The sequence below is a fragment of the Aquabacterium sp. J223 genome, assembly GCF_024666615.1.
GTDB lineage: Bacteria > Pseudomonadota > Gammaproteobacteria > Burkholderiales > Burkholderiaceae_C > J223.
In genome coordinates, this window is the sequence record NZ_CP088297.1 from 602,071 (window position 1) to 621,743 (window position 19,673).

At 75.3% G+C, this 19,673-nt stretch carries 18 protein-coding genes and 2 pseudogenes; 7 read left to right on the plus strand and 13 right to left on the minus strand.

Features of this window, described 5'->3' with window-relative positions; all coding sequences use genetic code 11:
- Position 1 precedes the first annotated feature (1 nt).
- The gene (moaC, locus tag LRS07_RS02860; RefSeq protein WP_260500517.1) at positions 2-529 is read right to left on the minus strand and encodes a cyclic pyranopterin monophosphate synthase MoaC; all 528 of its coding nucleotides are present in this window, start codon (positions 527-529) and stop codon (positions 2-4) included.
- Positions 530-611: 82 nt separating this feature from the next.
- Between moaC and LRS07_RS02865 the strand changes: the two genes are divergently transcribed.
- Positions 612-2,171 (plus strand): M48 family metalloprotease, encoded by a 1,560-nt coding sequence (locus LRS07_RS02865; RefSeq protein WP_260500518.1) that lies wholly within the window; start codon positions 612-614, stop codon positions 2,169-2,171.
- A gap of 12 nt (positions 2,172-2,183) precedes the next feature.
- Here the strand turns inward: LRS07_RS02865 and LRS07_RS02870 are convergent, their stop codons facing one another.
- The 9 genes and pseudogenes from LRS07_RS02870 to LRS07_RS02910 form a co-directional block, all read right to left on the minus strand.
- Entirely contained in the window at positions 2,184-2,429 is a 246-nt protein-coding gene (locus LRS07_RS02870) for a hypothetical protein (RefSeq protein WP_260500519.1), read from the minus strand.
- The gene (locus tag LRS07_RS02875) at positions 2,429-2,617 is read right to left on the minus strand and encodes a CsbD family protein (RefSeq protein WP_260500520.1); all 189 of its coding nucleotides are present in this window, start codon (positions 2,615-2,617) and stop codon (positions 2,429-2,431) included. The genes LRS07_RS02870 and LRS07_RS02875 overlap by 1 nt, the downstream gene beginning before the upstream one ends.
- An 89-nt stretch (positions 2,618-2,706) precedes the next feature.
- Positions 2,707-3,975, minus strand: a complete 1,269-nt coding sequence (gene glcF / locus LRS07_RS02880) for a glycolate oxidase subunit GlcF (RefSeq protein WP_260500521.1) — start codon at positions 3,973-3,975, stop codon at positions 2,707-2,709.
- 25 nt (positions 3,976-4,000) lie between these two features.
- A pseudogene (gene glcE / locus LRS07_RS02885) lies at positions 4,001-5,110 on the minus strand (glycolate oxidase subunit GlcE).
- A gap of 7 nt (positions 5,111-5,117) precedes the next feature.
- Complete coding sequence (locus tag LRS07_RS02890) at positions 5,118-6,638, minus strand: FAD-linked oxidase C-terminal domain-containing protein (protein ID WP_260500522.1); 1,521 nt, start codon at positions 6,636-6,638, stop codon at positions 5,118-5,120.
- A gap of 84 nt (positions 6,639-6,722) precedes the next feature.
- Positions 6,723-7,922, minus strand: a complete 1,200-nt coding sequence (locus LRS07_RS02895) for an FIST signal transduction protein (protein WP_260500523.1) — start codon at positions 7,920-7,922, stop codon at positions 6,723-6,725.
- Between the two features lie 61 nt (positions 7,923-7,983).
- Positions 7,984-8,658 carry a PhaM family polyhydroxyalkanoate granule multifunctional regulatory protein gene (locus tag LRS07_RS02900; RefSeq protein ID WP_260500524.1) on the minus strand — a complete coding sequence of 225 codons (675 nt, stop codon included), beginning with the start codon at positions 8,656-8,658 and terminating at the stop codon, positions 7,984-7,986.
- Between the two features lie 80 nt (positions 8,659-8,738).
- A complete protein-coding gene (locus LRS07_RS02905) occupies positions 8,739-9,224 on the minus strand; it encodes a retropepsin-like aspartic protease family protein (RefSeq protein WP_260500525.1) in 486 nt (161 codons plus the stop codon).
- Entirely contained in the window at positions 9,224-10,105 is an 882-nt protein-coding gene (locus LRS07_RS02910) for a fumarylacetoacetate hydrolase family protein (protein WP_260500526.1), read from the minus strand. Before LRS07_RS02910 ends, LRS07_RS02905 begins: the two co-directional genes overlap by 1 nt.
- A gap of 169 nt (positions 10,106-10,274) precedes the next feature.
- Between LRS07_RS02910 and LRS07_RS21940 the strand changes: the two genes are divergently transcribed.
- The 3 genes from LRS07_RS21940 (at position 10,275) to LRS07_RS02930 (ending at position 14,247) form a co-directional block, all read left to right on the plus strand.
- Entirely contained in the window at positions 10,275-11,330 is a 1,056-nt protein-coding gene (locus tag LRS07_RS21940) for a DUF3108 domain-containing protein (protein WP_312028347.1), read from the plus strand.
- A gap of 134 nt (positions 11,331-11,464) precedes the next feature.
- A complete protein-coding gene (locus LRS07_RS02925; protein ID WP_260500527.1) occupies positions 11,465-11,737 on the plus strand; it encodes a BTH_I0359 family protein in 273 nt (90 codons plus the stop codon).
- A gap of 197 nt (positions 11,738-11,934) precedes the next feature.
- Positions 11,935-14,247 (plus strand): ATP-binding protein, encoded by a 2,313-nt coding sequence (locus tag LRS07_RS02930; RefSeq protein ID WP_260500528.1) that lies wholly within the window; start codon positions 11,935-11,937, stop codon positions 14,245-14,247.
- On the opposite strand, the gene LRS07_RS02935 is transcribed toward LRS07_RS02930, so the two are convergent.
- From LRS07_RS02935 to LRS07_RS02945, 3 genes and pseudogenes are all read right to left on the minus strand, one after another.
- A complete protein-coding gene (locus tag LRS07_RS02935) occupies positions 14,244-14,486 on the minus strand; it encodes a DUF1653 domain-containing protein (RefSeq protein WP_260502022.1) in 243 nt (80 codons plus the stop codon). The two genes, LRS07_RS02930 and LRS07_RS02935, sit on opposite strands and share 4 nt — an antisense overlap.
- A gap of 99 nt (positions 14,487-14,585) precedes the next feature.
- A pseudogene (locus LRS07_RS02940) lies at positions 14,586-14,903 on the minus strand (GFA family protein); the annotation flags it as partial.
- 86 nt (positions 14,904-14,989) lie between these two features.
- Positions 14,990-17,011, minus strand: coding sequence for a transcriptional regulator (locus LRS07_RS02945; RefSeq protein ID WP_260500529.1), 2,022 nt, complete (start codon positions 17,009-17,011; stop codon positions 14,990-14,992).
- A 111-nt stretch (positions 17,012-17,122) separates the two neighbouring features.
- On the opposite strand from LRS07_RS02945, the gene LRS07_RS02950 reads away from it, so the two are divergent.
- From LRS07_RS02950 to LRS07_RS02960, 3 genes are read left to right on the plus strand one after another with little or no spacing between them, the layout of a single operon-like run.
- Positions 17,123-17,977, plus strand: a complete 855-nt coding sequence (locus LRS07_RS02950; protein ID WP_260500530.1) for a class I SAM-dependent methyltransferase — start codon at positions 17,123-17,125, stop codon at positions 17,975-17,977.
- Positions 17,978-18,002: 25 nt separating this feature from the next.
- Positions 18,003-18,125, plus strand: a complete 123-nt coding sequence (locus LRS07_RS02955; RefSeq protein WP_260500531.1) for a hypothetical protein — start codon at positions 18,003-18,005, stop codon at positions 18,123-18,125.
- 38 nt (positions 18,126-18,163) lie between these two features.
- Positions 18,164-19,669 carry a DUF3455 domain-containing protein gene (locus LRS07_RS02960; RefSeq protein ID WP_260500532.1) on the plus strand — a complete coding sequence of 502 codons (1,506 nt, stop codon included), beginning with the start codon at positions 18,164-18,166 and terminating at the stop codon, positions 19,667-19,669.
- The last annotated feature ends 4 nt before the right edge of the window (positions 19,670-19,673 follow it).

Here is a 19,673-nt window from a genome sequence, read left to right on the forward strand (position 1 = left end):
CTCAGCCGCCCGCCGGCGCCGTCCAGTCGCCCGACTTGCCGCCGTGCTTCTCCAGCACGCGCACACCCTCGATGACCATGCCGCGGTCGGCCGCCTTCAGCATGTCGTAGACGGTCAGCAGCCCGACCTGCACCGCGCACAGCGCCTCCATCTCGACGCCGGTGCGGCCCAGCGTTTCCACCCGTGCGCGGCAGCGCACCGTGTCGTCCGCCGCCTCCACCTCGAAGTCGACGGCGACCCGGGTCAGCGGCAGCGGGTGGCACAGCGGCACGAGGTCGGCGGTGCGCTTGGCGGCCTGGATGGCGGCGATGCGGGCCACGCCCAGCACGTCGCCCTTCTTCGCCTCGCCGCGCGTGACCAGGGCCAGCGTGGCCGCCTGCATGCGGATGCGGCCCTCGGCCACCGCGACCCGGTGCGTCACCACCTTGGCGGCGACGTCCACCATGTGCGCCCGCCCCTGCGCGTCGAAGTGCGTGAGCGGCTGCTGGTCGGGGGAGGCGGGGGTGGCGGCGGGGGGTGACGATGACATCGGAAACAGTCGGGCAAGGTGCGGCGGGCATCATAGGGCGACCGATTCACCCGTGCGCCGCTCCGGCGTCGCACCGCCTGCCGTGCCCCTGCCGCCGCCCGTCGTCCGCGCCGTCGCCCTGGCCTGTGCCCTCTCGCTGCTGCCCTGGCCGGCGGCGGCGCAGGTGCGGTTGCCCGACCTCGGCGAGTCGGCCGCCGAGGACTTCAACGTCGCCACCGAACGCCGCCTGGGCGACCAGATCATGGCGGAGCTGCGGCGCGACCCGGACTACCTCGATGACCCGGTGCTGCTCGACGAACTGCAGGCCCTCTGGCAGCCGCTGGTGCGCGCCGCCCGCCAGCGCGGCGAGGTCTCGCCCGACACCGACGCCCGCTTCGCCTGGGAGGCCTTCCTGGTGCGCGACCGCGCGGTCAACGCGTTCGCGCTGCCCGGCGGCTACGTGGGCGTGCACCTCGGGCTCATCGCCATCGCGCAGAGCCGGGACGAGCTGGCCGCCGTGCTCGGCCACGAGCTGTCGCACGTCACCCAGCGCCACATCGCGCGCAGCATCGCCAACAGCAAGCGCCAGTCGGTGGCCGGGCTGGCGGCGCTCATCCTCGGCGCCCTGGTGGCCAGCCGGGCGCGCAGCGCCGACGGGCTGGGCGCGGTGATCACCGGCAGCCAGGCCGCGGTGGCGCAGGGCCAGCTCAACTTCTCGCGCGACATGGAGCGCGAGGCCGACCGCATCGGCACCCGCGTGATGGCCGACGCCGGCTTCAGCCCGGCCGGCGTGGCCACCATGTTCGAGAAGCTCGAGCAGGCCTTCCGCCTCAACGACAGCCAGAACTATCCCTACCTGCGCAGCCATCCGCTGACCACCGAGCGCATTGGCGAGGCGCGCGCCCGCGCCGGTCAGGGCGACGTGCCGCCGCAGAGCAGCCCGCTGGCGCACGCCGCCATGCAGGCCCGCGCCCGGGTGCTGATGGAACCGTCGGTGCAGGCGCTGCGCCGCTGGCAGTCGCTGGACGCCGGTCCGCGGCCGGGGGGCGATGGCGAGCGCTTCGCCGCCCTCTTCGCCAGCGCGCTGGCGTCCAGCCGCCTGCGCGAGCACGGTCGCGCCCAGCAGGCCGCCGCCACGGCGGCCGACATCGCGGGGCGCGAGGCCGCCCGTGACGGGGGCCGCGCCGAGCGCGCGGTGAAGCGGCTGCAGGCCGAGCTCGCGTTGGCCCGCGGCGATGGCGAGGCGGCGCTGTCGCTGCTCGCCATGGCGGACGACCGCGAGCACCCGCGCAGCCAGCTGCTGATGAAGGCCGAAGCGACGCGGGTGGCGGCGCGCCAGGGCAAGGCCGAACCCGCCGCGCTGGAGGCCAGCGGCAACGCCCTGCGCGACTGGTTGATCGGCCAGCCGGCCGACGCGGGCGCCTGGGCCTCGCTGGCGCAGACCGCCGAGCTGCGCGGCCAGCCGGTGCTGTCGGTGCGGGCGGACGCCGAGGCACGGGCGGCGCTCGGCGACTACGGCGGCGCCGTGGACCGGCTGCGGGCGGCGCAGCGCCTGCTGCAGGGGCCGGCGGCCGCCGATTTCATCGAGGCGTCGGTGGTCGACGCCCGGCTGCGCCAGCTCGAGGCGCAGCGTCGCGCCATGGCCACTGCGCAGCGGCCCTGACGCAACAGAGGTTCAGTGCAGCGTGCGGCCGCGCCGGGTGGCGGGTGCCGGCGGCACGGGTGTGGCCGGCGGGTCCTGCATCGGCCGTGTCTGACCGGGCGCGGGTGGGTCGCTGATCGGTGGCGGCCGGTCGATGTCGGGCACCGGGTCCGGCGGCGGCGCGGGCGGGGTCACCGGCTCGGGCGGGTTGATGTGGTCCGCCCACAGCCCCGCTGCCGACCCGGCACCGGCCCGCGGGCCGGTGCGCTGGTGCGCCATCAACGGCCCTCGCGGGTGCCGCTCTTCACGCGCTCCGCGACATCGCCCGCGGCGGCCTGGCCCTTGCCTAGGTTCTTCTGCACCCGGCCCTTCTGCTCCAGCGAGGCGTTGCCGGTGGCCTGACCCACCTCTTCCTTGATCTTGCCCTTGGCCTCTTCGACGCGGCCCTTGACCTGGTGGCGGTTCATCGTGGTACTCCTTGCGATGACGCAGCAGGATCGCTGCAGGAGTGCCGATGATGGGCGCCGGTTTTCCCGGGCGCTGTCGGTCTCGCCATTCAGGCGCTGTAGGCCCCGGCCGACGCGAGGCGGTCGTCCACCAGCTCGATCCAGTGCCGCACCGCCGTCGTGGTGCCGGCCTGCAGGTGCTGCAGGCAGCCGATGTTGGCGGACGCGATGACCTGCGGCTGCGTGGCCTCCAGCTGCTGCAGCTTGCGCTCGCGCAGCGCCGTCGCCAGCTCGGGGTGCAGGACCGAGTAGGTCCCCGCCGAGCCGCAGCACAGGTGCGCTTCGGCCGCCGCCAGCGAGACGTCGAAGCCCAGCGCGCGCAGCCCCTCCTCGATGCCGCCGCGCAGCTGCTGGCCGTGCTGCAGCGTGCAGGGCGGGTGGAAGACGATGCGCGGCCCGGGCGCCGTCTCGGCCGAAGGTGTCTGCAACCGCTCCTGCCACCCGGACAGCAGCGTCGGCAACAGCTCCGACAGGTCGCGCGACAGGCCGGCGATGCGTTCGGCCTTGGCCGCATATGCGGCGTCGTCGCGCAGCGCATGACCGTAGTCCTTCAACATCACGCTGCAGCCCGACGCGTTGGCCACCACCGCTTCCACCCGGCCGTCCTGCAGCAGCGGCCACCAGGCGTCGATGTTGCGCCGCATGTGCTCGCGGCCGCCCTCGCGGTCGTCCAGGTGGCTGCGGATGGCGCCGCAGCAGCCGGCCTCGGCGGCCACCAGGGTCTGCACGCCGGCGGCGTCCAGGGCGCGGGCGGTGGCGGCGTTGATGTTGGGCGCGAGCGCCGGCTGCACGCAGCCCTGCAGCAGCAGCACCCGGCGCTCGTGCGACCGCGTCGGCCAGCCGCGCAGGTCGGGCGCCGGTTTTGGTGGCACCTTGTCCTTCAGCCGCTGGGGCAGCAGCGGCCGCAGCGCCTGGCCCAGCTTCAGCGCGGGCGCGAACAGCGGCGAGGGCAGCCCCTCCTTCAGCAGCCAGCGCTGCGCCCGGTCCAGCGGGCTGCGCGTCACCTGCTCGGCCACCGCGGCCCGGCCCACCTCCACCAGGCGGCCGTACTGCACGCCCGACGGGCAGGTCGACTCGCAGTTGCGGCAGGTCAGGCAGCGGTCCAGGTGCAGTTGGGTGCTGCGCGTGGCCGGCTGGCCTTCGAGCACCTGCTTGATCAGGTAGATGCGCCCGCGCGGGCCGTCCAGCTCGTCGCCGAGCAGCTGGTAGGTGGGGCAGGTGGCGGTGCAGAAGCCGCAGTGCACGCACTTGCGCAGCACCGCCTCGGCCTCCTCACCATCGGGGGTGCCGCGGTAGCGCGGCGCGAGGTCGGTTTGCATCGAAGAGGCAGCGGGAGCGGGCGCGTCAGAGGCCCGCCACCAGGCGGCCGGGGTTGAACACGCCCTCGGGGTCGAAGGCCGCCTTCAGCCGCCGGTGCAGGGCCAGCAGCGGCGGGGACAGGACGGTGAAGGGGTCGCGCGCGGTGCCATCGGGCCGCCACCAGGGCTGGGCGTGGCCGCCCACGGCCTGCGCCGCGTCGTGCACCAGCGGGCCCGGCACCCGGGTGATCAGCCAGCGCTGCGCACCCCCCCATTCCATGAGCAGGTCGTCGCAGGGCAACGCCAGCGGCGGCGTGGTCGGCGGCACCGACAGCCGCCACAGCGTGGCGCCGTCGCACACGGCCTGGCGGGCCTGCTCGAAGAAGGGGCTGTGCTGGTCGCGCAGGCCCTGCCACAGCGCCTCGCCGGTGTCGGTGGGCAGCGTTTCGCCGCCGAGTTCGGCGTGGGCCGCCTGCACCGCGGCGCGCGCGCCGGCCAGGCGCAGCACCATCACGCCGCCGCGCCAGGCGCTGCCGGCCAGCGGCAGCGGGCGGCCGGCCCAGAGGTTGAGCTGCTGGATGGCGTCGGCCTGGTCGACTTCCATGCGCAGCAGCAGCGTCGCCCGGCGGCCGCGGCAGCACCTTCAGCGAAACCTCGCAGACCAGCCCGAGGATGCCGAAGGAGCCGGCCAGCAACCTTGCCACGTCGTAGCCCGCGACGTTCTTCATCACCCGGCCGCCGAAGGTGCCAGCAGCTCGCCGCGGCCGTTGAGCAGCACTGCGCCGAGCAGGTGGTCGCGCACCGAGCCCGAGGTCGGCCGCGCGGGGCCGGACAGCCCGGCCGCCACCATGCCGCCCACCGTGCCGCGCCCGCCGAAGCGCGGCGGCTCGAAGGCCAGGCACTGGCCGTGCTGCGCCAGCGCGGCCTCCAGTTCGGTGATCGGCGTGCCGGCGCGCACGGTCACCACCAGCTCGCTCGGCTCGTGCAGCGCGATGCCGGACAGCGCCGCGGTCTCCAGCGGCTCGCCGTCCAGCGCGTCGCCGAGGAAGTCCTTGCTGCCGTGGCCGACGATGCGCAGCGGCACCTTCGTGTCACGGGCGCGGGCGATGCGCGCCTGCAGCGCCTGCACCACCTGGTCGTCCTGAAGGCGGTCCATCTGGAAGCTAAAACCGCGGCAGGTCGGCGAACGGCAACAGGCCCTTGCGCACGTGCATCTTGCCGCCCTCGGCGCAGCGGTGCAGGGTCGGGATCACCTTGCCGGGGTTCAGCGTGCCGGCGGGGTCGAAGGCGGCCTTCAGGGCCTCCATCTGCGCACGCTCCTCGGGGCTGAACTGCACGCACATCGAGCCCAGCTTCTCCACCCCGACGCCGTGCTCGCCGGTCACCGTGCCGCCCAGGCGCACGCTGGTCTCCAGGATGTCGGCCCCGAAGGCCTCGGCCCGGTGCAGCTGGTCGGGGTCGTTGGCGTCGAACAGGATCAGCGGGTGCAGGTTGCCGTCGCCGGCGTGGAAGACGTTGACGCAGCGAAGCCCGTGCCGCTGCTCCATGTCGGCGATGGCGGTGAGCATCTCGGCCAGCGCCCGGCGCGGGATGGTCGAGTCCATGCACATGTAGTCCGGGCTCAGCCGGCCGGAGGCCGGAAAGGCGTTCTTGCGGCCGCTCCAGAACTTCAGCCGCTGCGCCTCGTCGGCGCTGGCTTCCAGCCGGGTGGCACCGGCGTCGCGCAGCACCGTGGCCATGCGCTCGACCTCCTCGGCCACCTCCTGCGGCGTGCCGTCGCTCTCGCACAGCAGGATGGCCTCGGCGTCGAGGTCGTAGCCGGCGTGGACGAAGTCCTCGACCGCCGCGGTCATGCGCCGGTCCATCATCTCCAGGCCGGCGGGGATGATGCCGGCGCCGATCAGGGCTGCCACCGCCTGGCCGGCCGAGGCCACGTCGGCGAAGCTGGCCATGAGGCAGCGCGCCACCTGCGGCCGCGGGATCAGGCGCACGGTCACCTCGGTGGTCACGGCCAGCATGCCCTCGCTGCCGACCACCACCGCCAGCAGGTCCAGCCCGGCCGCGTCCAGCGCCTGAGAGCCGAAGGCGACCGGCTCGCCCTCCACCGTGAAGCCGCGCACCTGCAGCACGTTGTGCAGCGTCAGCCCGTACTTCAGGCAGTGCACGCCGCCGGAGTTCTCGGCCACGTTGCCGCCGATGGTGCAGGCGATCTGGCTCGACGGGTCGGGCGCGTAGTACAGGCCGAAGCGGGCCGCCGCCTCGCTGATGGCCAGGTTGCGCACGCCGCACTGCACCCGCGCCGTGCGCGCCAGCGGGTCGATCTCCAGGATGCGGTTGAACTTGGCCAGGCTGAGCACCACGCCCTCGGCATGCGGCAGCGCGCCGCCGGACAGCCCGGTGCCGGCGCCGCGCGGCACCACCGGCACGCCCAGGGCGTGGCAGGCGCGCAGCACCGCGGCCACCTGGTCCTCGGTTTCCGGCAGGGCGACCACCATCGGCTGCTGGCGGTAGGCGGTGAGGCCGTCGCACTCGTAGGGCACGGTGTCCTCGCCGCGCCAGAGCAGGGCATGGGCCGGCAGCGCGTGGCGCAGCGCGGCCACCACCTGGGCCTGACGTGCCGCGGGCACCGGGCGGGCGCCGGCGGCGGGGGCGGCGGGCGCAGGCGCTGCGAGGATCGGATCCATCGGGCCACTGTAGCGCCCGGTCGCCCGTCGACCCCTGGGGGAAACGGTCAGGCGGTTTTGACCTGGCGCCGTGGAATCCGCCCGTCAGCTTGCCTGCCGGAACACCGTCAGCACGCCGGTGTAGCCGTACAGGTGCCGACGCCCGATCTCGCCGCCGGCGAAGAAGCCGACCAGCGGCACCTCGCCCAGCGCGCGCTTGACGATCTGCAATTCCGCCGACGGTCCGCCGAAATGCGGCCCGCCGCGGCCCGCGCAGCTGACGTAGACCGCGCCGGCGATGGGCGACCGATCGGCGGCCGCGGCGGCGGCCGCGCTGCCGCCCGGCAACGGCAGCTCCAGCACCGGCGCTTCCAGCTCCTCGCGGATCTCGGCGCAGATGCGCACCAGGTCGCGCCGGGCGGCCTCCGCGTCGCGGCGGCAGAAGGCCAGCTGGTCGCCGGGCCGCACCGGCTCGGCCACCGCGAAGGCTTGCCGCGCAGGGTCGAGGCCGATGAGGTGGCGCACGCGGGTGTCGCGGCCGAACTGGCCGGCGCGTTCCAGCACGTCGTCGCGGGCGTCGGTCAGGCCCACCAGCGTGCTGCGCAGCCGCGGCACGGCCTGCGTCGGCCGGTCCAGCCGCACGCCCAGGTCGGCCAGCAGCAACGGCAGCGCGGGCTGGCCGTCCAGCGCCAGCACCACGTTGTGCTCGGCCGCGGTGACGCGGCGCACCGGCCCCACCGGCTGGCTGCCCTGGGTGACGCGCGACACCAGCCCCACCGAGCGGTCGAAGCCCACGCCCGACAGCCCGCCGTCGAACAGCCCGTCGGCGAACTGCAGCGCCCGGCCACCGCGGCTGGAGGCCAGGCCGCCGAAGAGGTAGCCCGAGCCGGTGCGGTCGGCCAGTTCGCCGATCAGCTCGCCCAGGTCGGGCATGGCGGGGTCGGCGTGCACCAGCGCGGTCCAGGTCGAATCGGCCGGCAGCGGACGCGGGCCGGAAAAGATGCGGAACTGCTCGCGCGGCAGGTCGGCCAGCAGCAGGGCCAGGGCCGGCTCGTCGATGTACTCCGCGCCGGTCGCCGCCACGCCGGCGGCCGCCGCACCGGCCCAGGCCACGCCGGGCCAGTGCGCCCGCAGCGCCTGCAGCAGCGCGGGCGCGTCGGCCGCGTAGTGGTCGCTGAAGTACACCAGCCCCAGGGTGGGCGACGGACTGCCGGGGCGGCGCTGGCCGTCCACCTGGGCGGCGGCCAGCTGCAGCGCCAGCCGCCAGTCGGGGTGGGCGGCGTGGCCGAGCAGGAAGGCGGTCATGCGAGCCGGGGGTGCAAGGCCGGTGCCCGACGTGTCGTCTGCCGCGTCGCGGGCCGCGGCGTCACCGCTCGTCCTGTCCGCGCTTGCGCGCCGCCTTGCGCGCCGCGGCCCGGCCTGCCGGCGCCTTGGCGGCGGCGGTGGCGGGCGTGTCGTCGCCGCCGCCCGACGGGTCGGTCCGGGTCGAGGCCTCGTTGGCCGCCGTGGCGGGGGCTGCGGGCTGCTGGCCGGCGAAAGCCGCCCCGTCCCGCAGGGCCTGCGTCGCCAGGCTGGTGAACTGCTCGGTGAGCGAGCCCCACCAGCGCATCGGGTCGACGGCGGGCGGGGCGTCGCCCCCGCTGGCGGCATCGGCACCGCCGGCCGCCGCGGGTGCATCGGCGGCGGCCGCTGGCGCGGTCGGCGTGGTGGACGTGGTGGGCGGTGTGGCGGTGGGCCGCGCCATCAGCGACTCCCGCAGGTCGTCCATGCGGACGTTCATCGTGCGCAGGGTGGTGAGCGTCATCTTCTGCACCTCCAGCGCCTGGATGGTGGTGGTCAGCATGCGGGCGTTCTGCTCCAGCCAGAACTGCACCGTGCGCAGCTCGCTGATGCGCTTGTCGAGCTCGGCCGGGTCGAGGGTGGGGGTGACCCACTGGCCGACGCCGGGCAGCGCGGCGCCGGCGTTCTTCATCAGGCTTTGCATGAAGTCGAGGCCCGGACCGAAGCCGGCGGTGAAGGGGCTGAAGGGGGAGTCGGCCATGTCGCAGGGCAGGTGGGTGTCGGCCGCCGATGCTAGCCCCGCGGGACGGCGGCCGCGAGGGCGCGAGCCCCAGGGCCGCGTCAGCGCCGGCGCAGGTCGATGCGCAGCCGACCCTCCGACTGCTCCCAGCGCAGGCGGCCGAGCACGTCCATGCCGAGGATCGCCACGGCGCCTCGCTCCCCCAGGCCGTCGAGCGCGATCAGCCGCAGCCGCTGCACCGCCAGGCCGCCGTCCAGGTCCAGGTCGGCCAGCACCACCCGGCCCTGCACCGGACCGCCGGCCGTCTGCAGCGTGACGGTGCCTTGCTCCGGCAGGCCGAGGCTGCGGGCCAGGGTGGTGGAGACGGCCGACTGCGTCGCGCCGGTGTCGACCAGGAAGTCGACCGCCCGGCCCTGCAGCCGGCCGGGCCAGTGGTAGTGGCCGTCGGCGCCCCGGCGCAGCACCACCGACTCGCCCTGCAGTTCGAAACGGGTGGCCGCCTGCCGATGTTCCCAGGTCTTGAAGCCGAGGAAGACGGCGGTGGTGACGAGCAGCCAGACGGTGAGCAGCTTCAGGCCGTGCCGCATCAGGCCTCGCGGGTGGCGTTGCCGTCGTCGGCCGCTTCGGGCACGCCTTCGTCGGTGGCGGCCGGTGCCCGCAGCCTCGTCGTGATGGCGCCGAACAGGTCCGCGCCATGGTCGCCGTGCGCCGCCAGCCGCAACCGGTCGTGGACCGTGAGGCCTGCCGCGTCGCCAGCCGGCACGCCGGTGGCGACGATGCTGCCCGGCGCCAGGGGATGCCGCCGCGCCAGGGCGGCCAGCAGCGGCCCGAGCGGCAGCGCGGTGCCGAGGTCCGGCGGGTCGAGGCGGCCGCGATCGACCTGGACGTCCACGGCCCGGTGCAGCCGCCCCCCGCGCCAGGCGGCGCCCGCTTCGTCGGGCGTGACCGCCACCGGCGCGAAGGCGGTCGCCGGGCGACGGTCCCACGCGCCGACACCGTCGCCGTCCAACCGCCAGGCGCCGGCCAGGAGCAGCAGGCGCACACCGTCCAGCGCCTGGTCGGCGCCGGCGCCCGCCGGCACGTCACCGGTGACGGCCGCCAGCAGGACGGCGACGCCCAGCCGCTCCTGCGGCCCGGCGGCCGGCGCTGGCGCGTGCGGCCCGAGCAGCGCGTCGGCGCGGACCAGCGCCGGGTCGGCCGGCCCGTCGGCCCACCCTTCGGCGAACAACGCAGCGCGCGGCAGCGGCGCCAGGCACTGGGCGGGGTCGAAGGCGAAGGCATGCCGCGCCCGGCCGGCGTTGAGCGCCTCGTACAGCGACTCCAGCTGGGGTGAGAGGAAGTTCCAGTCGTCGAGCACCGCCTGCAGCCGGCCGGCGATGCCGTTGGCGATGCAGGCGCTGCTCAGGTCGCGCGAGACGACGACCAGCTGGCCGTCGCGGGAGCCGTCGTTCAGGCTGGCGAGTTTCATGGTCCGGGGGTCCGGTGCGGGAGGGGGAGGTCGTCGCCGACGATTGTGCGGTGCACCGGTGGCCGGCCTTCGGCGTTGGAGGACCTCCGCCCGTCGTTCCCCCTTTGTCGTTCTCCCTTCTTTGTCGTTCTCCCTTTTGTCCCTGCGCCGCCTGCCCCGTCCTGTCCTGTTGGCCCTGCTGGCGGCCGCCGTGCTGCTGCTGCACCTGCTGCTGCTGGGCGGCTGGCCGCGCTTCGAGGCGGCGCCGCCCGCCGCGTGGCCCTCGGCGTCGCCCGGCGCCGCCGGCCGTGCGCCATCGGTGCGGCTGTCCGCGCGGACGGCCGACGAGGTCCGTCCGGCCCCTCCCGACCCGACCCCTGCGGCCGCGCCCGTCGACATGCCGGCGGCCGCGCCTCGCCGGGCCGCCGCCGTGGCGCGATCGGCACCCCGGCCTGTGACGGCCCCGGTGATCGCGGCGCCCGCGGTGGCCGACGAGCCGCCGGTGGCCCCGCCCCCCTCCCTGGCACTCGTCGCGGCGACGGCGGTGGCGTCTTCGCCGGCGGCGCCGACCGTGGCCGAGCCCGCCGCCCCGGCGCCGTCGCCGCCCGTGTACGACACCCGGCCGCCGGGGCCCCGGCGCTGGTCGGTGCAGCTGCGGCGTGGCGGGCTGGCCGGCGAGGGCGAACTCGTCTGGGCGCCTGACCAGGGCGGCTACGCGCTGAGCCTGGAGGGTCGCGTCGGTCCGCTGCCGGTGCTGGACTGGCGCAGCAGCGGCCGCCTGGGTCCGCACGGCCTGGCGCCCGAGCGTTTCGTCGACAAGCGGCGCGGCCGGGGCGCCCAGGCGGCCAACTTCGATGCGCCGCAGGCCCGCATCACCTACTCCGGCCAGCACCCGCCGCAGCCGCTGCCGGCCGGGGCGCAGGACCGGCTGAGCGTGCTGCTGCAGCTGGCCGCGATCGTCGCCGCCGACCCGGCGCTGAACCGGCCCGGCGCGCAGATCGACCTCTGGGTCAGTGGCGCACGCGGCGACGCCGACCTCTGGCGCTTCGTCGTCGAGGGGCCGGACCGCGTGCCGCAGGCCGGCGGCCCGGTGCCCGCGCTGCGCCTGCACCGCGAGCCGCGCCATGGCCAGGACCTGCGGGTGCAGTTGTGGCTGGCGGCGTCGGGCGAGCACCTGCCGCTGCGCATGGCGCTGACGCCGGTGGCCGGTGGCGACGCGCTGGACCTGCTGCTGCAGCCGCAGTGACCTGCTGCTCGACGTGTCGGGGCCGCCCGACACGCCGACCCATCGCCGCGTCCTTGGCTTGAATCCTGCAGCGATCGCCTCACCTGTCCACCCAACGCCGGCGCTGCGCCGGCCCGTCCAACGAGGTGACGACCATGCAGATGCTCTACAACTCCGACAACTTCGTGGTCGTGCAGATGGACGTGCCCGAGCACCTGGCCGCCCGCGGCGAGGGGCCGCTGCTGGGGGGCGGTTACGAGATCGTCGACAAGTTCGCCAAGAAGGAGATCTTCCTGCAGGGCGACATGGCCCAGCACTTCAAGGACGGCGTCGAAGCCCTGATTCGCGACGAACCGTCGGAAGAGGAACTGGACGACTTCATCGGCCGCTTCACGACGCTGGCCCAGCAGCCCGTCATCCTGCATTGACGGACGCCTGCGCGCGCCCCGCCACGTCGGCCTGACGGCAACTTCGGCCTCCCGTTCCCGGGCCGGCGTCGGCCGGCACCTACAGCGGCGCGAGCGGTCCTGACGCCATCGGCGCCGGCCACCGGCGGACAAGGGCTTGTCCCCGGCGGCCCGGCTGGGCCAAGATGGTCCGCCCTGCATCGCCGCGCGCACAGCCCATGCCCCGCTCCACCGCCTCGACGGCCGTCGTGCTGTCGCCCGGCCTGGCCCAGGCCCCGGTGCTCGACCGCATGGCCTCTCACTTCGTGCTGGCGCTGACCGTGCAGCATGCGGCGCGGCTCGGTCCGCGGCGCGACTGGAACAGCCTGCTGTCGCTGGTCGGCCGGCACCTGGCCTGGCCGCCGGCCGTGCTGGCGCGGCTGCGGGCCTTCCTGCTGCGCCGCTGCCGCGCGCAGTCGCCCTGGCGCGGGCAGGAGGCGCTGGACGACGTGGCCTGGCTGGCGCGCCACGGCGTCTGGCGCGGTCCCTATGAAGAGGGCACGCTCTTCTTCTACCTCGACGAATACGCCAAGGACGCGCCGAAGGACCTGATGGCCGTGCTGCAGGCCACCGCCGACTGGCTGCGCAAGAGCCTGCAGCGCGAGTCGACCCGGGTGCAGCAGAACATCGACCTGCTCGGTGGCCTGCTGCAGCTCAACCCGGCCGAACGCGCGCTGCTGCTCTACGGCACGCTGGCCCGCTACCAGCGCGACCTGCGCGGCCTGCTGGTCGAGTTCAAGGTGGCGAACGCGCAGGAGGCCTACGCGGTGCTGGCGCAGGTGGCCGGCGTCGACGAGCGCGAGGTGGCCGAGGCGCTGCGCGCCGGCTCCCGGCTGGAGCGGGTGGGCATGGTCGAGAACCTGATCTCCGAACACAACATCACCGACCTGGCCGACCTGATGAAGGTCAGCGACCAGCTGCCGCCGGTGCTGATGCGCGAGTACGCCGAGGCGTCCGAGCTGATGGCGGTCTTCACCAAGCCCTCGGCGCCGAGCGCGCTGACGGCCACCGACTTCGCCTTCATCGCCGACGACGTGGCGGTGCTCACCGCGCTGCTGAAGCACGCGGTGCAGCGGCGCGAGACCGGCGTCAACGTGCTGCTGTACGGCCCGCCGGGCACCGGCAAGACGGAACTGGCCAAGGTGGCCGCACAGGCGGCCGGGCTCCAGCTCTACGAGGTCGAGTACGCCGACCGCGACGGCCACCCGCTGTCCGGCCGCGACCGCTACCGCTCGCTGCAGCTGAGCCAGGTCTTCCTCAAGGGCAGCGCCGACGTGGCGCTGCTGTTCGACGAGGTCGAGGACGTCTTCCCCAGCATGGGCGGCGAGGCCGCGGCCTGGCTGGCGCGCCTGGAGTCGGCCGATGGCCCGGTGGGCAGCGCTCACAGCGTCTCCGGCAAGGCCTGGGTCAACCAGATGCTGGAGACCAACGCGGTGCCGGTGGTCTGGATCACCAACCGCATCGAGCAGATCGACCCCGCCTTCCGCCGCCGCTTCCAGTACCACCTGGCGTTGAACTCGCCGCCGCCTGGGGCACGCGAGGCGCTGGTGGCGCGGGCGCTGGAAGGCGTGGCCATCGACACCGCCTTCGCCGCCGGCCTGGCCGAGCGCCGGGGCCTCACGCCGGCGCAGATCCGCACCGCGGTGCGCTTCGCCCGACTGGCCGCCGGCGACGGGCAGCCGCTGGAGCCGCTGATCGAGCGCCAGTTGCACCATGCCGACCAGGCGCTGGGCCGCGGCGCCCGCGAGCGTGGCCCGCGGGCCTGCGTGACCACCTACGACCTGTCGCTGCTGAACCTGGAGACCCGTTTCGCCGTGCCGGCGGTGATCGAGGCGCTGCGCCGGCGCGGCCACGGCACGCTGTGCTTCCACGGCCCGCCCGGGACCGGCAAGACCGCGCTGGCCGAGCACATCGCCCAGGCGCTGCAGCGGCCGCTGCTGGTGCGGCAGGCCAGCGACCTGATGAGCAAGTTCGTCGGCGAGACCGAGGCCAACCTGGCGCGGCTGTTCGAGGAGGCCGAGCGCGAGCAGGCGGTGCTGCTGCTCGACGAGGCCGACAGCTTCCTGCGCAGCCGCCGCCGCGCCGAGCGCAGCTACGAGGTCACCGAAGTCAACGAGATGCTGCAGGGCATGGAGCGCTTCGCCGGCATCTTCGTCTGCACCACCAACCTGTTCGAGGAACTGGACGAGGCGGCGCTGCGGCGCTTCACCTTCAAGGTCCGCTTCGCGCCGCTGACCGGTATCCAGCGCGAACGCATGTTCGTGGCCGAGGCGCTGGCCGGCGAGGCCACGGCCCTGGACGACGAACAGCGCCGCCGCCTCGCCGCGCTCGACCAGCTGACCCCCGGGGACTTCGCCGCCGTGCGCCAGCAGGTGGAGATCCTCGGCGTGCCCTTCGAGCCCGACGAGTTCCTGTCGCAGCTCGAAGGCGAGCACCGGGTCAAGCCGCAGGTGCGCGAGCGGCGCAGCATCGGCTTCCGGGCCGGCGGCTAGGCAGCGTCCAGCCGCGCAAAACGCGGCACCCGCCGCCCCGCCACCTCGACCTGCTCCACGAACATGGCATGGGGCCGCACCCACAGCCCGCGCGCGCCGTACAGCGCGCGGTACAGCACCAGCGGCTCCCGCGTCTCGCTGTGGCGCACGAGGCCGAGGACCTCGTAGTCCCCGCCCTTGTGGTGGCGATAACGGCCTGACGGCAGCGACGGCAGGGCGGGCAGGTCCGCATCGCGCACGTCCTGCGACGTCGCCGGCGTGGGCGACGGGCGACCCTCGTCGTGCTCGGGCAGGCCGTCGCACAGGTGCAACCACGGCAACCGGCGCGAGGCCCAGGTGTGGTCCTCGGGCGGCAGGCGTCCGGGCTCGTCCAGGCTGCCGGTGGTGACGTCGATCTCGTCGGGCGCGAGGTCGCTGGCGAAGGTGAGCTGCGTGCCGCAACGCGCGCAGAAGCCGCGTTCGCCATGCACGCTGGACCGGTGTCGCGCCGGCTCGCCCTGCCGCAGGCGAAGGTCGCGCCGTGCCACGCTGAACCACGCCACGGCAGGGGCGCCGCTGCTGCGCCGGCACAGCGCGCAATGGCACAGCGTCGAATCGAAGGGCGTGCCGTGCGCTTCGTACCGCACCGCGCCGCAAAGACAGCCGCCGGTCAGCACCGAACGCCCCCGTGGCTCGGGGCGGCGGCCAGGGCCTTGGTCATGGCAGTTCTCCAGCTCGGTTCATCGCTCATTCGCGTTGGCCGCTAGGCGGCCAGCGCGCGCCGCAGCAGGTCCTGCAGCGGCGGCGGCAGCCGGAAGGCGCGCAGCAGGTCCTCGAGGCCGTAGGCCGGCCAGTCTCGCTTCAGCGCGTCGGCCACCGATTGCGCCTCGGCCTGGCGGCCGGCTAGCCGCAGGCAGCCCAGCGCGATGGCCTGGATGTGCGCATGCGCGTTCGGCCGCGCGGCGGCCTGCAGCGCCCAGTTCGCCGCTTCCTCGGCGCGGTCCAGGCGCAGCAGCGCCAGCGCACGCGACGCCAGCATGCCGAACAGCAGCGGGTCGAACGGGCTGAGGGCACGGGCCAGGTCGACGGCGCCGATCGCCGCCTGCGGGTCGCCCGACTGCGACTGCACGAAGCCGAGCGTGTAGTGGCCGAGCGCGAAGTTGGGGCTGAGGTGCACCGCCGCCTGCAGTTCGGTGAGCCCGTCGCCGGGCCGGCCCTGCAGCCACATCGCGCGGCCCAGCGCCCAGTGCGCCGCCGGGTCGTGCTCGTCGACCATCAGCCCCTGCGAGGCGATGCGGTAGGCCTGCTCGGCGGCCCCCCGGTGTTCGGCCCAGCCGAGGAAGGCGTCCTGGAAGTGGGTGAAGGACAGCCCCGCATAGGGGCGGCCGAACGTCGGGTCCAGGCGCAGGGCGGTCTCGAAGAAGTGCCGCGCCTGTTCGTTGTCCTCGCGGTTGAAGCGCAGCATGTGCCACAGCCCGCGGTGGTGCGCCTCCCAGGCGTCCAGCGAGCCGGGGGGCTTGAGCACCGCACGGTTGCGCTCGGCCATCTCCACCTGCTGCGACAACGCGCTGACGATGCGGTTGCCCACCTCGTCGAGCAGCGCCAGCGTGTCGTCGCGTTGGCCCTGGAACTCGTCGGCCCAGAGCACGCGGGCGCTGCGGGCGTCGGTCAACTGCACCATCACACGCAGCCGTCCGTCCGCGTCGCGGCGCAGGCTGCCGCTGGCGAGGTAGTCCACGTCCAGGCGGCGGCCGGCGTCGTGCGGGTCGACGCGCCGTTCGTCGAGCGCGAACACGCTGCCCTGCGCGATGACGAACAGGCTGCGCAGCTTGGCCAGCCGCGAGATCACGTCGTGCGCCAGCCCGTCGCCCATGCCACCCCGCAGGCCGGCACCGGGGCTGAGGTCGGTGAAGGGCATGACCGCCAGCGAGGCACGGCGTGCGGCCGCGGGCGCCGTCGCCACGGCCGGGTCGGTGATGGGCTCGTTCAGGGCGGGCCGCGTGGCGCCGGCGGCGATGGCCGCCGCCGGCCGGCCCTGCCGTGCCGCGCGCCAGGCGTGGCCGATCGGCGCCCAGTCCAGGCCTTCGGCCTCGTAGCGGCGGGCGGTGGCGGCCAGGTGCGCCTCGCCCTCGTGCAGCCGGCCGCCCACGGCCAGCGCCTGCAGCAGCCCCTGGTGGGCGCGCTTGTCGAAGGGCGCGATGGTGGTCCAGCGCTCCAGCGCCGGCAGGGCGCGCGGGTCGTCGGCCGGCAGCGCCTGCACCCAGTGCTCCAGCACCGCCGCCTCCGCCGCCCGGAAGCGCCGCCGCTGCGCCAGCTGCCAGCCGGTGAACGCCGGGCTGCGCGGCAGGTCCAGGCCTTCGAGGAACTCGCCGCCGGCCAGCAGCCCGGCCAGCGCTTCCAGGCCGTCGGCGCTGGTGGTGGCGATGCCCTGCTGCACCGCCCGCTGCACCTGCACGGCGTCCACGGCGCCCTCGGCGAGGTCGACGGCCACGCTGTCGCCGGTGGTGACGACACAAGGCCGTGAGGGCGCGTCGAGCAGGCCGCGCAGCTTGCTCAGGGTCCAGCGCAGTTCGCCGCGCGGATCGCTGGGCAGGTCCCACAGCAGTTCGCAGAGGCGGCTGCGGCTGACGCCATGGCCCGCCAGGGCCAGGTAGGCGAGCAGCGCGCGCACCTTGCGCGAGGGCGGCAAGGCCACCGCCTGCCCGTCGCGGCGCAGCGCCGGCGGGCCGAACAGGCGCAGCGTCAGCGCGGGCTCGCCGACCACGGTGCCCACGGCAGTTCCCACGCCGCGCCCCACGGCCGCACCCACTCCCGCCGCGCAGAGTGACCGTCGGTGCCGGCCAGCGACCCCGCGGCCCACCGTTCGACCCACCCCCACCCTGGAGCGCTGCCCACCATGACTTCATTGTCCGCCACCCTCCCGTCGCCGGCCAGCGCCGGCACCCCCGACTTCGCCGGCGTCAAGGCCCGCCAGAAGGCGGCCTGGTCCTCCGGCGACTACGCCGTCGTCGGCACCACGCTGCAGATCGTCGGCGAGTCGCTGTGCGAGGCCATCGACCTGCGCGCCGGCGAGCGCGTGCTCGACGTGGCCGCCGGCAACGGCAACGCCACGCTGGCGGCCGCCCGCCGCTGGTGCGAGGTCTGCTCCACCGACTACGTGCCGGCGCTGCTCGAACGCGGCCGCGAGCGCGCCGCGGCCGAGCGCCTGCACGCCATCGACTTCCGCGAGGCCGATGCGGAGGCGCTGCCCTTCGCCGACGGCACCTTCGACGTGGTGCTGTCGACCTTCGGCTGCATGTTCGCGCCCAACCCGCGCCGCGTCGCCGCCGAGCTGCTGCGCGTGGTGCGCCCGGGCGGTCGCATCGGGCTGGCCAACTGGACGCCCGAGGGCTTCATCGGCCAGATGTTCAGGACCATCGGCCGCCACGTCGCGCCGCCCGCCGGCGTCGAGTCCCCGGCGCTGTGGGGCCAGCGCGGCCGCATCGCCGAGCTGTTCGAGGCGCAGGCCGCGCGGATCGTCGCCGAGACGCGGGTCTTCACCTTCCGCTACCGCTCGCCGGAGCACTTTCTCGAGGTCTTCCGCGGCTATTACGGCCCGGTGCTGAAGGCCTTCGCGGCGCTCGATGCGGCCGGTGGCCAGCAGGCGCTGGCGGCCGACCTGCTGGCCCTCGTCGAGCGCTTCAACCGCGCCGACGACGGCACGGTGGTCGTGCCCAGCGACTACCTCGAGATCGTCGTCACCCGCGCCTGACGGCCGGGCACGCCAGGAGACCCTCATGTCCCGCTCCTTCGCATTCACCGCCGGCCGCATCGCGCTGGCCCTCTTCGGCCTGGCCGCCGGCACCACCCCTGGGCCGCCGATGCGGTCACCGACTGGCATGCCAAGGCCGGCGAGCTGATCGCCGAGGCACGGCTCGGCCCCCCACCGGCCTACCGCGTGCTGGCCCTCGTGCAGACCGCCGTGCACGAGGCGGTGACGGCGTTGCCGGCCCGGCCTGCCGACGACACCGCCGCCGCCGCCGCGGTGGCCGCGGCCAACCGCGCCGGCCTGACGCGCCTGCTGCCGCCGACGCAGGCGGCGGCCATCCACGCCGCCTACCAGGCCGCGCTGGCCAAGCTGCCCGACGGTCCGGCCAAGGCGGCGGGTGTGGCCGCCGGCGAACAGGCCGCCGCCCGCGTGCTGGCCTGGCGTGCCGACGACGGCGCGGCCACGCCCGAGCGCTACCGGCCGCATGCGGCGCCGGGGGCCTACGTGCCCACCGCCGGCGTGGCCGCCGCGCAGTGGCCGCAGCGCCAGCCCTGGCTGATGACCGGCGCCGCGCAGTTCCGCCCGGGCCCGCCGCCGGCGCTGACGAGCGCCCAGTGGGCACGCGACTTCAACGAGGTGAAAGCGCTCGGCGCCAGGGCCAGCCGCCAGCGCACGCCCGAGCAGACCGAGGCCGCGCGCTTCTGGGAGTACTCGCTGCCGCCGGTCTACCACGGCGTGCTGCGCGCGGTGGCGCAGGGGCCCGGCCGCAGCCTGGCGCAGAACGCCCGCTTCTTCGCCGCCGCCGGCCAGGCGATGGACGATGCGCTGATCGCGGTGTTCGACGCCAAGTACCACTTCGGCTTCTGGCGGCCGGTGACCGCCATCCGCAACGGCGACCAGGACGGCCATCCCGGCACCGAGGCCGAGGCCGGCTGGGTGCCGCTGATCGACAACCCGCTGCACCCCGAGTACCCCAGCGCCCACAGCGTGCTGGCCGGTGCCCTCAGCGCGCTGGTGCGGGCCGAGGTCGGTGCCGGCGAGATGCCCGAGCTGTCCACCACCAGCCCGAGCGCGCCCGGCGTGACGCGCCGCTGGCGCACGCCGGAGGCCTTTGCGCAGGAGGTGTCGGACGCTCGCATCTGGGAGGGCGTGCACTTCCGCCAGGCCACCGAGGTCGGGCTGGCCATGGGCCGGCAGGTCGGCGCGCTGGCCGCCGCCCGCGTCGCCCGTCCGCCGTCGCCCGAGCAGCTGGTGCGCGACGAACCGGCCGTGCCCGCGGCCCTGGCGCCGCGGGGCCCGCACCGGCTGGTCGAGCGGCTGGCCGCCCGCGGCGTGCAGGTCTACGAATGCCGCGCCGACGGCTGGGCCTTCGTCGGTCCGCAGGCCGAGCTGCTGGACGCGCGTGGCGCCCCCGACGGCCGGCACTACGAGGGACCGCATTGGGAAGCCGCCGACGGCAGCCGCATCGTCGGCACGGTGCAGGCGCGCAGCGAGGCGCCACGGGCCGACGCCATCCCCTGGCTGCTGCTGTCGGCGCGGTCGGTGGGCGGCGATGGCCGCTTCGCGGCGGTGACGCAGGTGCTGCGGGTCAACACCGAGGGCGGCAACGCGCCCCGCCGCGCCTGTGACGCCGGTTCGGCGGGCGCGACGGAGCGGGTGCCCTACACCGCGGACTACCTGCTCTACGCGTCGTAGCGCC

Coding starts and splice junctions, on each gene's coding strand:
- glcF (WP_260500521.1), bottom strand. CDS start 3,975: ATGCAAACCGACCTCGCGCCGCGCTACCGCGGCACCCCCGATGGTGAG.
- LRS07_RS02900 (WP_260500524.1), bottom strand. CDS start 8,658: ATGGCCGACTCCCCCTTCAGCCCCTTCACCGCCGGCTTCGGTCCGGGC.
- LRS07_RS02890 (WP_260500522.1), bottom strand. CDS start 6,638: ATGGATCCGATCCTCGCAGCGCCTGCGCCCGCCGCCCCCGCCGCCGGC.
- LRS07_RS02955 (WP_260500531.1), top strand. CDS start 18,003: ATGTCCCGCTCCTTCGCATTCACCGCCGGCCGCATCGCGCTGGCCCTC.
- LRS07_RS02925 (WP_260500527.1), top strand. CDS start 11,465: ATGCAGATGCTCTACAACTCCGACAACTTCGTGGTCGTGCAGATGGAC.
- LRS07_RS02910 (WP_260500526.1), bottom strand. CDS start 10,105: ATGAAACTCGCCAGCCTGAACGACGGCTCCCGCGACGGCCAGCTGGTC.
- LRS07_RS02870 (WP_260500519.1), bottom strand. CDS start 2,429: ATGGCGCACCAGCGCACCGGCCCGCGGGCCGGTGCCGGGTCGGCAGCG.
- LRS07_RS02895 (WP_260500523.1), bottom strand. CDS start 7,922: ATGACCGCCTTCCTGCTCGGCCACGCCGCCCACCCCGACTGGCGGCTG.
- moaC (WP_260500517.1), bottom strand. CDS start 529: ATGTCATCGTCACCCCCCGCCGCCACCCCCGCCTCCCCCGACCAGCAG.
- LRS07_RS02875 (WP_260500520.1), bottom strand. CDS start 2,617: ATGAACCGCCACCAGGTCAAGGGCCGCGTCGAAGAGGCCAAGGGCAAG.
- LRS07_RS02950 (WP_260500530.1), top strand. CDS start 17,123: ATGACTTCATTGTCCGCCACCCTCCCGTCGCCGGCCAGCGCCGGCACC.
- LRS07_RS02930 (WP_260500528.1), top strand. CDS start 11,935: ATGCCCCGCTCCACCGCCTCGACGGCCGTCGTGCTGTCGCCCGGCCTG.
- LRS07_RS02905 (WP_260500525.1), bottom strand. CDS start 9,224: ATGCGGCACGGCCTGAAGCTGCTCACCGTCTGGCTGCTCGTCACCACC.